The following is a 14,315-nucleotide window of genomic DNA, read 5'->3' as shown; positions in this document are numbered from 1 at the left end:
ATGTAATGACCTGCTCCGGCAGGTTAAAAAAAACAGCTCTTTCAGGGTGGGTCATGGGTAAACTTGGGTTTTACCTGCTGCTGCTGGTGCTTGCACCTGTTGCTGCGGTGATTATTATCACGCCGATGGATAGTCAAAAACAGTATATTTTTGGCTTGATTAGCATTGGTATGGTGTTTTTATTGGGGTTCAGTAAAAGCCGTAAAATAACGGTAGTGATGGTTATTCTTTCCGCCCTGATGTCATCCCGCTATATATGGTGGCGGACGACGGAAACACTGTATTTTAATTCTGAAATCGAAGCGATTCTTGGCATTGGCTTATATATTGCGGAACTGTATGTCTGGCTGATCCTTATACTCGGCTTCCTGCAAACCACATGGCCATTAAAGCGAACGATTGAACCCCTGCCGGAGGACACCAGCCTGTGGCCAACGGTTGATGTCTATATCCCCACGTATAATGAAAGTCTTGATGTCGTACGTGACACTGTTCTGGCCGCACAGTGCATTGACTATCCGCGTGACAAGATAAAGGTTTACCTGCTTGACGATGGAAAACGCCGGGAGTTTGCTGTATTCGCGGCCGACGTGGGTGTGGGCTACATCACGCGCGACGATAACAGCCATGCCAAAGCCGGTAATCTTAATCACGCAATGAAGATCACAAAAGGTGAACTGATTTGCGTGTTTGACTGCGACCACGTAGCGACCCGCACATTTTTACAGGCAACGGTGGGCCCGTTCCTGAAAGATCCTAAGCTGGCGCTGTTACAGACGCCGCACTATTTTTATTCGCCCGATCCTTTTGAACGCAATCTGCGCGCAGCGCGCAGTATTCCTAATGAGGGTGCGCTGTTCTATGGTCCGGTGCAGCAGGGTAATGACAACTGGAACGCGACTTTCTTCTGCGGTTCCTGTGCCGTCATTCGTCGTTCTGCGCTGGAAGAGATTGGCGGTTTCGCCGTCGAAACGGTGACCGAAGATGCCCATACGGCGTTGAAAATGCAGCGTCGTGGGTGGGGATCGGCCTTTCTGGCCATTCCTCTGGCTGCAGGTCTGGCGACTGAACGTCTGGGCCTGCACGTAATACAACGTACCCGCTGGGCCCGCGGAATGACGCAGATTTTCCGCGTCGATAACCCACTTTTGGGTCGTGGCTTAAAGTGGCAACAGCGGCTTTGCTATCTCAATGCCATGCTGCATTTCCAGTTTGGTCTGCCGCGCGTCATCTTCCTGACCGCGCCGCTGGCTTATCTGTTGTTCAATCTGAATATTATCCATTCGTCAGCATCGCTTATTTTTGCTTATGTCCTGCCTCATCTGGTGCTGTCGTTGTCGGTAAACTCGCGTATGAATGGCCGTTTCCGCTACACCTTCTGGGGGGAAATTTATGAAACCGTCATGTGTTTCCACCTGGTGATTCCGACGATTTTGACATTGCTGTCACCTAAGCATGGCAAATTTAACGTAACGGACAAAGGCGGTGTACTGGATCAGGGCTTCTTCGATTTCCATATTGTTCGCCCGCACGTCATCGTTGCGCTATTGCTCAGCATTGGCATCGTAGCGGGTATCGTGCGTGCGACGATGCATGACTATTTTGGTGTCGATCCTTACGTGATTGCCCTTAACGTAGGCTGGGCGATCTTCAGCTTAATTATTTTAATGGCCGCGATTGCGGTCGCGCGTGAAACCAAGCAGGTACGAAAAACGATTCGTATCGAGGTGCAGATTCCGGCCATTATTCATTACGCCAGCGGTATTTCCTCGCGCACTATGACCAGCGATCTCTCAATGGGAGGCGCGCATCTGGACGCACCGGATAACCGTCATGAGCATGACACGATTGAAGAGATCGATCTGTTGCTGAAATCCGGCACGATTACTATCCCGGCAAGCAAAATTTCCGGCGATGAAGAGAGCATTCGTCTCAGCTTTGGCGCAATGCCGCTGTCGCGTCGTCGCGAACTGGTGCGTGTGGTACTGGCGCGAGCGGATGCATGGATTCAGCCTGAATATAAGCAAGATAACCCCCTTACTTCTTTGGGTACCATTATTCGTACTGTTTTCGAACTGTTCTGGCTGACCTGGTTAGATCGCCGTGAGAAACGTAAAGGCGGAGCGCAAAACGTGGCGGTGAAAGAGGACAGTGCAGTATGAGAATGTTGATACAGTCGATGCTTGCAGGGTCGCTTTCGGCTGCATTGTGGGCTCTGCCGGCGTCGGCAGAGGCGCCCGTTGCCGGTAATAACGCCAGCCTTACTGCGGTAAATAACGGCCAGACCACGGACAGCAATGCGGTGTTAAACAACAGCGCGGCACCGGAAAGTGGCGCGGTGCCGAATAACAGCGCAGTAATCAACAACAGCCCTGCGACAGGTAGCAGTGCTGCCCCGATCATGAGGACTGCAGCGGATGGTAATACCACCCTCAACAACAGCGCCGCACCTGGCAGCAACGCAGTAATCAACAACAGCCCTGCGACAGGTAGCAGTGCTGCCCCGATCATGAGGACTGCAGCGGATGGTAATACCATCCTCAACAACAGCGCCGCACCTGGCAGCAACGCAGTGATCAACAACAGCCCTGTGCCAGATAGCAGTGCTGCCCCGATCATGAGGACTGCACCGGATAGCAATACCACACCAAACAACAGCCCAGTGCCAGACAGCAATGCCGGGCTGAATAACAGCGCAGCCCCAGCAGCCAGCACCGGGGCAGAGAACCCTGCGGTATCAACCTCAACTCATGAGGCGGCTTCCGGATCGGCGATGCCGAATGGCGGGACAGCCGCTGCGCCGTCTGCCAGCAGCCCTGCTACCGTCACCCATGACAGCAGCGCGCTGTCGAGCGTACCGCCACCGGCGGGGCTTGATAACGCAGAACCGGCCCTGGAAGCGGCGGCGGGTGCAACCCCTTATGCACCGGGTCAGGCTACGGCGACCGCGATGGCCAGCAGCATGCTCAATCAGCCCGTCAGCAGCACGCTGAGCGTGGCGCAAATGGGGCAGCGGCAGGGGATTACGCTGACCGGTGGTCAACTGCAATCGGGTATCCTGTTTACGTTGCCAGGCGATGAGGTAGTGACCAACGCACGCCTTAACCTGTCGCTGCGCGTTTCCCAGGCGCTGGCGGCACGTAATACTTCTCTGCAGTTAATGTTAAACGGCCAACCGCTCGGTACGCTGCCGTTAGGTTCGGGCGACAGTGATGAAAGCGATTACCAGCTGGACATTCCGGCGGCCATGATCGTGTCCAACAACAACCTGAGTTTTAAAATTAACGACGCCGATAAGCTGTTGTGCGAAAAAGACAGTGCGGAACAGTATCAGGTGACTATTCTGCCCAAAACGATGTTGAGCCTTGAAGGCCAGCAGTTAAATATTGGTACCAGCCTGCGTAACTTCCCGCGGCCATTTATTGACCCGCAACGTATGACCGCAGCGGATGTCACGTTTGCCTTTACCAACAGCGTTTCACCCGACACGGTCACTGCGGCAGTGCTGGTGGCATCCTGGTTGGGCATTCAAAGTGATTACCGCGGCATCAGCTTCCCGGTCGTCCGCGGTACGCTGCCGGAAAAAAACGGCATCTTGTTTGGTCATCCCGGTGACAAGATTGGCACACTGACCTTTCCTGCCGGTTCAGGGCCCACCCTGCAAATGGTCGATAATCCAGGCAATCCGGTGTATAAGCTGTTGCTGGTGAGTGGCGCAGACGAAAATCAGTTGCGCCAGGCCGCGAATCGTCTGACAACCCAGCCCCTGACTACCGATGGCAGCATGTTACAGGTTAAGCCGCAATCCATTGCCAGTCGCAGTCCTTACGATGCGCCTCGCTGGATCAATACGCTCCATCCTGTCCGTCTGGGTCAGCTGTTGCGCAAAGATCAAAGCCTTACCGCAACCGGTATCTGGCACGATGCGATGCGGGTTAATTTCCGCGCAGCGCCCGATCTGTTTTTGTGGGATGGGGATACGGTTCCGCTCCATTTGCATTACCGCTTTCCGTCAGAGACCTGGATTGATGAGAAAAACTCACTGCTTAATGTCACCCTGAACGGAACCTTCCTGCGTAATCTGACCGTCAATAAAGAGGGGCTTCTGGAAAGCGTCTGGCACCGCCTGGGTGGCGATGCGCGTCAGGAGCATTACCAGATTAACCTCGATCCCTATCTGATTTATGGCGATAACCAGCTGGCGCTCTATTTTAATATTAAGCCCAAGGCGGATGCGCCCTGCGGCGTGTTACTCAACAACAATATTAAGAGCCGAATTGAAGAGGACTCCTGGATCGATCTGAGTCACACGCGGCACTTTAGCATGTTGCCTAACCTGTCCTATTTTGTGGGCGCTTCGTTTCCGTTTTCCCGTCTGGCGGACTTTTCACAAACCACACTACTGCTGCCCGGGCAGCCCAGCGATGCGGAAATTTCCACGCTGTTAAATCTGTCCGCTCGCGCGGGAAATGCGACGGGTGTTGTCCTGGCACAGAATCAGGTGTTGTTTGGTCTGCCAAACGGCGGCAATAACCTGGCACGGGTTCAGCAAACGGATTTACTGGCCGTGAGCACGACCGGAAACAGCGCATTCAATCAGGCAATGCTCGAAAACTCGCCTTATGACGCTAACGGCAGCGCGCTGGGTGTGAAAGAACCGACCACGCTTGAAAAACTGCGCAGCTGGCTGATGGGTGACTGGTATCGTCAACCACTGGATGCCGATCGCTATTTCTCTTCGAATGAGTCCTGGCGTGGTTTTCTGAGTTACCGCTCGACATGGAACCCGGATCGTCTGGTCGTGATGGCGGTTGCTACCAGTGACGACCAGTTGCTGAGATTACATGGTGACCTCAGCTCTGCCCGCATTAATGCGGCGGTAAGAGGCGATACTGCCATTATTACCGATGAGAATGGCATCCGAAGCTTCCGGGTTGGGCCGCAGTTTCCCAGTGGGGAAATGCCGTGGTACATGATGGTGGTATGGTATGCCAACCAGCACTCGGTATTAATGGCGCTGGCTGCGCTGCTGTTTTCCGCCGTGGTGGGCAGTGCCGCGTGGGCCATGTTGAAACGACATGCCTCGCGTCGACTGCAGGCAAATGATAATCGCGATGCCGGTAAGAAGTAAGGGCCATAATAATGAATAAAAACCAAATCAGTGCCGGGATCTGTCGCGCGTTAGTGCTGGGCGGGACAATCGCCTTATCTCTGCCGCTTCAGGCAGCGGAGAGCAGCAATCCTGCGCTGCAGGCGTTATTTGATCAGGCAACCTACTGGCATCAAAAAGCGCACGATGATCTGGCGAAGGCGTCCCTGCAGAAAGTGTTAATGGTGGAGCCTGATAACACCCAGGCACTTTACCTGCTGGCGCTCTATTCTCAGCAAAGTGGCGATAATGCGGGCGCGATGCAGTACCGTGCGCGCCTCAGCCAGGTTTCGCCCAACGATCCGCACCTGGCTGAACTGGATAACGCTCGCCAGCTGCAAAGCATTCCTCAGGCACAGCTCTCCCTGGCTCGCCAGCAGGCGCGGAGTGGCAATATCGCGGCGGCCTTGCAAACCTGGCGCAATACCTTTAGCGGCAATGAGCCGCCCCCCAGCGTTGCTGCGGAATATTACCTGACCATGGCGGGTGACCGTGCCCTGCTGCCGCAGGCGATTGAAGCATTGCGCCAGTTTTCGGCTCAGCATCCGCAGGATATGGGGGCCAGACTGGCGCTGGGAAAAGCACTGACATATCAGGATTCAACCCGACGTGAAGGGATTGAGCTGCTCAGTACACTGGCCAGCGGCAATCAGGATGCCGATCGCTCTCTTCGCCAGGCACTTTTATGGCTGGGGCCCCAGGCTTCAGATGCGCCGCTTTACCAAACCTGGCAGCAGCGTCATCCCCAGGATACTGCGGTGATGGACTATTACCGTAAAAATGTCGGCGGCGCGGAGAAGGGGGCAGGTTTTAGCGCGCTGAACAGCGGTGATGTGAACAGCGCAGAAACCAGTTTTGGCAAAGTGCTGCAGGCGAACCCCCAGGATGCGGATGCGCTGGCTGGCATGGGTTATGTGGCTCAACGAGAAGGCCGTTATCAGGAGGCGGCGGACTACTTGCAGCGCGCGGCACAACTGGGCGGCGATCAGAGCGCCGATCGGCAGAAGCAGGCTGCTGATGCGCGTTTTTATGCCCAGTTAGCCAACGCCCAACAGGCATTTAAAAACGGTGACAGTGCGCAGGCACTGGCACTCAGCGCCCCCCTTACTCAGGCGGAAGGCGAAAAAGGCGTGGCAGCAGGCTTATTCCGCGCTGATGTGTTACGTCGAAGCAATCAACCTGAGCAGGCTGAGCAGGCTTATCGCACGATCTTAAAAAACGATCCGGATAACCGCAATGCGCGCGAAGGGCTGTTCTATGTGTTACGCCAGCAGAATCGCACTGCGGAGGCCAATACATTACTGGCTTCGCTGCCAGAAAGCGTCAGACAAAGTGTGGCGCCGCGTGGCAGCAGCGTCGATCCTGTTCGCCAGTTGGCGAAGCGGCAGGTGGCAGCGGGCAACATCAGTGCGGCTATCGCCACCTTGCAGCAGGGCATTCAGCGCTATCCGCAGGATGGCTGGTTACGCCTTGATCTGGCGCGACTTTATCGGCAGCAAGGTGATTCAATCCAGGCGGCGAGCGTGATGCAGCCAGTGATGCGCGACGGCGCCAGCACGGCTGAGCTTTATGCTGGTGCGTTAAACGCCAGCGAAAGTGGTGCCTGGCAGCAGGCAAGCGCATTGCTGGCCCGTATTCCCGCCAGTGCACAAACGCGTGATATGCGAGAACTGGCACAGCGGGTAAATTTTAATCTGCAAATGGCCACGGCCGATCAGTATCTGGCTCAAGGATCTGATGCGGCAGCGGCGAATACGTTAAAAGCCCTTGCCGTCAACCCGCCGGATAATCCGGTTGATGCGGGAAATCTGGCACAGAAACTGGCAAAAGCCGGCGATCTTGCCGGTGCCGTAGCGGTCGTGCGTGGCAATATGCAACGGGGTGTTCAGGGCAATGCCGGTGACTATGCTGCACAGGTGGCCGTGCTGAACCAGGCCGGACTTGAGAGTGAAGCACAACGTTTTCTGAGCACGCCTGCGCTGCAGGCACGCAGTACGCCTAAGCAACTGGCCGACTTGCGTGAAGGCTATTTGATTAACGAGGTGGATCGTCTGCGTCAGCAGAAACAGTACGCCGCCGCGTACGATAAGTTAATTGGCGCGCTGCAGCGCGATCCACAAAACCGCGATTTAATGTTTGCCATGGCCCGTCTCTATCAGGACGGCAAAATGAATAAAGACGCGGGCGTCGTCTATGACTACTTAATGACGCAGGATACGCCGTCGCAGGACGCGCGCGTTGGCGCGATCAATGTTGCCCTGGCGCAAAACGATGTGCAGCGTGCCAATGAACTGGCCCGTGGCCTGACGCCCGACCCGACGCCGCAACGTCAGTTGCTCCTCGCGCAGGTGGCAGAAGCCAATGGCGACCATAGCCAGGCCATGCGTTATCTGCGAACGGCGCGGGGACAAATTATCGGTCTGCAAGGTGCGCAGCCCGGCACCACGCCAACCATCGGCGGACTGGCACTCGCCGACAACCCATTTGTGAACCGCAGCACCTCGCCTGTTGGGCGCACGCCGTCGACGTATGGCACGGTATTGCCCTGGCAGGTTGCGCCGGCCTCATCAGGCACATCGCCGGATGCCACCGTGGCCAGTACGACGAATGTCCCCTCTCAGCAGGCTCAGACGTTACATGATATTGATGCCATGATGGAAACCCTCCAGGAAAAAACGGGCACCTGGGCACAGGGCACGGTACAGGTACGCGGACGTGACGGTGAGTCGGGCCTGAGTCAGCTGACGGAAGCGAAAGCTCCACTCACTTTCTCAACTGTGCCGTTCGGCGACGCACGGTTCGACTTTACCATGACGCCAGTGTCACTGACGGCGGGCAGCGCTGCGGGCGATGCATGGCGGCGTTTCGGCACCAACGCGCTGGAACAAGGCAAAGTGGTGGCGGCCAATGGCGCAAAAGTGGACGATGTGCCGACGGCCTCGACCAATTCGCAAACGGCCTCTGGGGTTGAGCTAAGCCTGGCGCTTAAGGGCGACAGCTACAAAGTGGATTTAGGCAGTACGCCGCTGGGCCAGGACCTGAATACGCTGGTCGGTGGTGTGCAGTGGTCGCCCAAAATCACGGACTTCCTGACGCTTATCCTGACCGGGGAACGGCGTGCGATTACTGACAGTCTGCTGTCCTATGTCGGGACTGAAGATAAATCCAGCGGCAAGCGTTGGGGGAACGTCACCAAAAACGGCGGTAATGCCTTACTGAGCTACGATAATGGCGACGCCGGCATGTATGTCGGAGCTGGCGCATACAGCTATGTAGGTGAAAACGTAGCCAGTAACAACAACCTGCAAGCCAACGCGGGCGTCTATGTTCGTCCATTCCATGCTGACGATCGTGAACTTAAAGTCGGTATGAGTTTATCGTGGATGGATTTCTCAAAAAATCTCAGCTACTTCAGCTACGGACAGGGTGGCTATTTTAGCCCGCAGGATTATGCGTCCATCTCCTTCCCGATCGACTTCACGCGCACCTTCGATGACCTGAAGGTGAATATTGGCGGCGCGTTGGGTTACCAGAGTTACAGCCAGGATAAGAGTGCGTACTTCCCGAACGATCCGTCCCGTCAGGCACAGCTGGAAGCGCTGGCCGCCAACGGGCATGTCAAAAGCGCCTTCTACGAGGGCAACAGTAAAAACGGTGTAGGTTACAACCTGCATGCAGGTGCCGATTATAAAATCGATAAAGATGTCACGATTGGCGGGCAACTGGGTTATGACACCTTTGGTGATTATAACGAAAGCAGCGCGCAGCTCTATTTCCGCTACCTGTTCGGAGACAACTAATGAGTGAAGCTTTGAGTGGGCCGAGCCACCCACATCAGCCTGGCTGGTTTGATCTGGTCAGCGTTCTGGTCGAAGGCATGATTGCCAACGCGGGCCAGGAGCAGGCCACGGCTTTTTTATATAACATGGGTGAATCACTTGCGGCACGTTATGCGTTGCCCGCAGCCCGTACCGTGCAGGATCTGGAGCGTGAATGTAACCTGCAACTGGCCCGCTTCAACTGGGGGTTTGTTCAGTTACAGCCGCAGGATAGTGCCATTTTAATTAAGCACCACGCTGCACCCGCAGGCGACAGTTATCAGCCTGCCGCCGACTGGCAGACGGCATTTGCTGCCATTCTCGCGGGGCTTTTCTCCGGCTGGCTTCAGGGACAGGGCGGCAATAAAGCCGTACCGGTGACGCTGGAGCTTAATGACGGCAATACGTTGCATTTCCGATATCAATAAGGTGCTCTGATGAGACTTAAGTCAGTGTGGTCAGGAATTCTGGTCTGTTTTATGGTGATGTTTTTTAGTGCTCAGGCGATGGCCAACGGGTGGGATACCTACAAAAGCCGCTTCCTGCAGTCAGACGGGCGCATTATTGATACGGGAAATAATAATGTCAGCCATACCGAAGGGCAGGGTTACGGCATGTTGCTGGCGGTCGCCTACGATGACCGCGCGGCTTTTGACCGGCTCTGGAAATGGACGCGCACCACGTTGCGAAATCCGCAAAACGATCTGTTCTACTGGCGCTATATTCCCGGAGCACAGGATCCGGTAGCGGATAAAAACAATGCTTCTGATGGCGATGTGTTAATTGCCTGGGCGTTACAGCGTGCGGCGCAAAAGTGGAACGTCGCAGATTACCAACAGGAATCAGACCGCATTCAGCGTGCCATTGTAAAACTGGATGTGGCGAATTTCGGCGGTTACACCGTGTTGATGCCCGGTGCGCAGGGTTTCAACAAAAACAGCTATGTGGTGCTGAACCCGTCTTATTTTCTGTTTGTTGCCTGGCAGGAGTTTGGCCAGCGCAGCCATCTACAGGTATGGAATAAGCTGATTGACGGTGGAATGGCCTTGCTGGGCAAAATGCATTTCGGCAACAGCGACCTGCCGCTGGACTGGGTAGCGCTGAATGCGGATGGTTCCGTTGCGCCAGCGGTGGGCTATTCAAACCGATTCAGTTATGACGCGATTCGCGTCCCGCTCAACATCTGGTGGTACGATCCGCAAAGCCTGGCGCTGGGCCCCTTTCAGCGCCTCTGGCAAGGTTATAGTCGCACGAATACGCCAGCCTGGTTTGATGTTCTGGCCAATACGGCGGCCCCTTATAATATGGACGGCGGCTTACTAGCGGTACGGGATTTGGTGCTGAACCAAACCGGCTACCTGAGCGACAAGCTGTCGCCCGGGCAGAACTACTTTTCTGCCAGCCTCCAGTTGCTGACCTGGACAGCCTGGCAGGAGAAGCACTAAGCGCCTGATGCCCGCTCTGCGGCATGCTGTTCCGGCATGCCGCTTTTCTTGTGGTCACTGACGTGACCGCAATTCCGATTCGTCTGCTTCCGCCCCCTTAAGCCACAAATACATCTTGCGATAGGATATACTTGACGCGCTTTTCTTTTCTGATGTCTACGCTCGTCACGAGCCGGGAGTGAATTTTTGCGCGTAAGCCGATCGCTGACGATAAAACAGATGGCGACAGTCTCGCTGATTGCGACAGTGACCATCAGCATTTTTATCGTTATCCAACTGTTTCATTTTGTGCAACAGCGCAGAATCGACTACGCCCAGCAGATGGAGAATATCGCGCATACCGTGCGTCAGCCGCTGTCTGAAGCGGTGCTGAAAGCGGACATCCCTCAGGCTGAACGCATTCTTAATTCGTTAAAACCCGCCGGGATTTTGTCGCGTGCTGATGTGGTGCTGCCGAATGCGTTCCAGGCGCTGCATGCGAACTTCGAAAACGAAAAACCCGTTCCCAGACTGATCGCCAGGATCTTTGAACTGCCGGTGCAAATCACCTTACCGCTCTACTCTGTTGAGCATACCGGTTTACCGAAGCCGCTGGCTTATCTGGTACTGCAGGCGAATTCATTTCGTGTTTACCAGTTTATTCTGAGCACGTTCTCCACGATGATCATCACCTATTTGCTGCTAGCACTCATCCTGTCCGTTTCAATTAGCTGGTGTATAAACCGGTTGGTGGTGCATCCGCTGCGCCGTATCTCCCGTGAAATACAGGAACTGCCACCGCAGGCGATTCTGACCCACAAACTGTCTGTGCCAGCCGATCACCGTGACGATGAAATCGGTATGTTGATTCGCAGCTATAACCGCAACCAGCAGGTGCTTGAGTCCATTCATGATCAGATGAGTCGGTTAACAACGCATTTCGACGTCACCGATCTGCCGAATCGGGCGCTGTTTTTAGCTTTACTGGAACAGTTTATCCGCGCTCGTCGCCATGCTTTTAGTGTGATGGTGATACGCATCGAAACCCTGCAGGAAGCGAATGGTGTACTCAGTGATGAACAGCGCGATACGTTGATGCTGACGCTGGCCGAGAAAATTCGCAGCACCATTGATGATCAGACATTGCTGGCACAGACTGCTACCAGTGATTTTGTCTTACTGATGAAATCAGCCAGCAACCCCTTTCGCGCGATGCGGCTGGCCCGCAATCTGATGATTCGCCTTAATCAGCCTGTCACTCTGCATCAGCTACAACTGCGACCCAATGCCAGTATCGGTCTGGCGTTAAGCGAAGAAGATGAAACGACGGGGGCTAATGAGATGCTGGATCGTGCGACCTCCGCAATGATGTCAGCCCGTCGTCAGGGCAAAAATCAGATCCTGTTTTTTGATGCCGCCCTCACCGAACGGGCGCAAAAGCGCTTAACTCAGGAACACGATATCTTACAGGGCTTGCACGACGAGCAGTTTGCCCTCTATTTGCAACCCCAGATTGATATGCGCACCGGCAGGCTGGCGGGTGCGGAGGCACTACTGCGTATGCGTCAGGCGGACGGCCGGTACGGATTACCCGAAGAGTTCATCGCCAGCGCGGAAGAAATCGGGGTGATTTCAGCGATTGGCCGCTGGGTATTTGAAGAAGCATGCCGCATTCTGGCTGGCTGGCAGCGCCATGGGGTGAGGGTCCCGCTGAGTATCAATATTTCTGCCGTTCAGTTACGCGATGTCAGCATTGTGAATCATCTGCAATCCTTGCTGGTGCGCCATTCAATTGCGCCAGGCACATTAGTGCTGGAGATTACCGAAACCGCGCAAATGGGCGATGCTGAGCAGGCTATTTCCCTGCTGCGGATGTTGCAAAAAACCGGCGTTGCCGTTGCACTGGATGACTTTGGGATGGGCTATTCCAATCTTAACTACCTGCATCAGTTTAAAGCCTTACCGGTTAACAAACTGAAAATGGATCGCAGCTTTGTTGCCGCGTTGCCTGAGGACGACACGATGGTGCGTATCGTGGCGGCCATTGCTGACATTATTGACCTGGATGTCATTGCTGAAGGGGTAGAAACCAGTGAACAGCGTGACTGGCTGCTGGCCCGCGGTATCACGATTGGTCAGGGCTATCTTTATTCTGAAGCCGTGCCGCTGGCGCAATTTACTCATCAATGGCTGGATAATGCCCTGGAGGAGGAATAACGACCTGATTCCTTGATTTTGCGAGAAATTTAGTTACAAAACCCCTTGCTGAAGCGTTTCAGTTCAGAATTACGCGCCTATCATTTCCCCTGACTTTGCAGCCCTGTATTAATCACGTAAACAGAGTGTTATTTTCTGTCCACTGCCTGACCTGCCAGCCCTGTCAGACAGTCACAATAAAAAATCCGACAACATTACCTCTCGTTAGTGGATACCTGTTTATGAAACTATTTAAAAGCCTTTATTTCCAGGTTCTGGTCGCCATCGCCATCGGCGTGCTTCTGGGCCATTTCTATCCTGATTTAGGGACGCAGATGAAGCCGCTAGGGGATGGCTTTGTTAAACTGATCAAGATGATCATCGCCCCCGTGATTTTCTGCACAGTCGTTACCGGTATTGCCGGAATGGAAAGCATGAAAGCCGTGGGTCGCACCGGTGCGGTTGCGCTGCTTTACTTTGAAATCGTCAGTACCCTTGCGCTGATTATCGGCCTGATCGTCGTTAACGTTGTGCAACCTGGCGCGGGAATGAACGTTGATCCTGCGACGCTGGATGCCAAAGCGGTTGCCATCTATGCGCAACAGGCTGAGCAGCAAGGCATTGTGGCCTTTTTACTGGATGTGATTCCGGGTAGCGTGATTGGCGCCTTCGCCAGTGGCAATATCCTGCAGGTATTACTGTTTGCCGTGCTGTTTGGCTTCGCATTGCATCGTCTGGGCAACACGGGCACATTGATTTTCAATGTGATCGAGAGCTTCTCAAAGGTCATTTTCGGCATTATCAATATGATTATGCGCCTGGCGCCTATCGGGGCCTTTGGTGCCATGGCCTTTACCATTGGTAAATATGGCGTAGGTTCACTGGTGCAGCTTGGCCAGCTCATTATCTGTTTCTATATTACCTGTGTGCTGTTTGTAGTCGTTGTGCTGGGGCTGATTGCCCGCCTCTTCGGTGGCTTTAGCATCTTCAAATTCATTGCCTACATTAAAGAAGAACTGCTGATTGTTCTGGGGACGTCCTCATCCGAATCGGCGCTGCCGCGTATGCTGGATAAGATGGAGCGGCTGGGTTGTAAGAAATCCGTGGTGGGACTGGTCATTCCCACAGGTTACTCCTTTAACCTGGACGGTACCTCTATCTACCTGACGATGGCGGCCGTTTTCATTGCTCAGGCAACAAATGCGCATATGGATATCTTCCATCAGGTTACCCTGCTGGTGGTATTACTGCTCTCTTCTAAAGGGGCGGCGGGCGTTACAGGCAGCGGCTTTATTGTTCTGGCTGCAACACTGTCGGCAGTGGGACATTTACCCGTCGCCGGCCTGGCGCTGATTTTGGGTATCGACCGCTTTATGTCAGAAGCCCGTGCGCTGACGAACCTGGTAGGTAATGGCGTAGCAACCGTTGTGGTCGCGAAATGGGTTGATCAACTGGATAAAAAACAGTTGGGTGAGACATTAGCGGGCAAAAATGGCGCAAAAGACCCGTCTGAATCCACGATTTAATCCTTGAATGTGATTTAATCCTCTCAAATGCCCGCTGTCACTTGCCCTGACAGCGGGCATTTGGATAATAACCCCACTTGTTTTTTTTCAACGTTTTTCACTTCGTTGCGTGACATCCCGGTCTTCCTGTGGTCAAACCTGTTGTTAATGATCGGCAGCGCGAATCGGCAATGACCGGTTCGCTTATAAACGCGGCTAAACG

General features: G+C 54.4%; 7 protein-coding genes. All 7 read left to right on the top strand.

Going from position 1 to position 14,315, the window contains the following annotated elements:
- The first annotated feature begins 53 nt into the window (after nt 1-53).
- Entirely contained in the window at nt 54-2,162 is a 2,109-nt protein-coding gene (gene bcsA / locus RAC60_RS14840; protein WP_006121414.1) for a UDP-forming cellulose synthase catalytic subunit, read from the top strand.
- Nucleotides 2,159-5,131, top strand: a complete 2,973-nt coding sequence (gene bcsB, locus RAC60_RS14835; protein WP_324029374.1) for a cellulose biosynthesis cyclic di-GMP-binding regulatory protein BcsB — start codon at nt 2,159-2,161, stop codon at nt 5,129-5,131. Before bcsA ends, bcsB begins: the two co-directional genes overlap by 4 nt.
- Nucleotides 5,132-5,142: 11 nt before the next feature.
- A complete protein-coding gene (locus RAC60_RS14830) occupies nt 5,143-8,949 on the top strand; it encodes a cellulose biosynthesis protein BcsC (RefSeq protein ID WP_039339203.1) in 3,807 nt (1,268 codons plus the stop codon).
- Complete coding sequence (gene bcsD, locus RAC60_RS14825; protein ID WP_162286643.1) at nt 8,949-9,395, top strand: cellulose biosynthesis protein BcsD; 447 nt, start codon at nt 8,949-8,951, stop codon at nt 9,393-9,395. Before RAC60_RS14830 ends, bcsD begins: the two co-directional genes overlap by 1 nt.
- Nucleotides 9,396-9,404: 9 nt before the next feature.
- Complete coding sequence (locus RAC60_RS14820; protein WP_033737323.1) at nt 9,405-10,412, top strand: glycosyl hydrolase family 8; 1,008 nt, start codon at nt 9,405-9,407, stop codon at nt 10,410-10,412.
- 186 nt (nt 10,413-10,598) lie between these two features.
- Nucleotides 10,599-12,608 carry a biofilm formation regulator HmsP gene (gene hmsP, locus RAC60_RS14815; RefSeq protein WP_263757234.1) on the top strand — a complete coding sequence of 670 codons (2,010 nt, stop codon included), beginning with the start codon at nt 10,599-10,601 and terminating at the stop codon, nt 12,606-12,608.
- Between the two features lie 215 nt (nt 12,609-12,823).
- A complete protein-coding gene (locus tag RAC60_RS14810) occupies nt 12,824-14,113 on the top strand; it encodes a dicarboxylate/amino acid:cation symporter (RefSeq protein ID WP_172677667.1) in 1,290 nt (429 codons plus the stop codon).
- Nucleotides 14,114-14,315 lie beyond the last annotated feature (202 nt).

The sequence above is a fragment of the Pantoea sp. BR_17 genome, from assembly GCF_041955125.1.
Lineage (GTDB): Bacteria > Pseudomonadota > Gammaproteobacteria > Enterobacterales > Enterobacteriaceae > Pantoea > Pantoea stewartii.
Note: the sequence above shows the minus strand (reverse complement) of the source record. Positions and strands in the feature narration are given on the sequence as shown.

Coding starts and splice junctions, on each gene's coding strand:
- bcsA (WP_006121414.1), top strand. CDS start 54: ATGGGTAAACTTGGGTTTTACCTGCTGCTGCTGGTGCTTGCACCTGTT.
- bcsB (WP_324029374.1), top strand. CDS start 2,159: ATGAGAATGTTGATACAGTCGATGCTTGCAGGGTCGCTTTCGGCTGCA.
- RAC60_RS14830 (WP_039339203.1), top strand. CDS start 5,143: ATGAATAAAAACCAAATCAGTGCCGGGATCTGTCGCGCGTTAGTGCTG.
- bcsD (WP_162286643.1), top strand. CDS start 8,949: ATGAGTGAAGCTTTGAGTGGGCCGAGCCACCCACATCAGCCTGGCTGG.
- RAC60_RS14820 (WP_033737323.1), top strand. CDS start 9,405: ATGAGACTTAAGTCAGTGTGGTCAGGAATTCTGGTCTGTTTTATGGTG.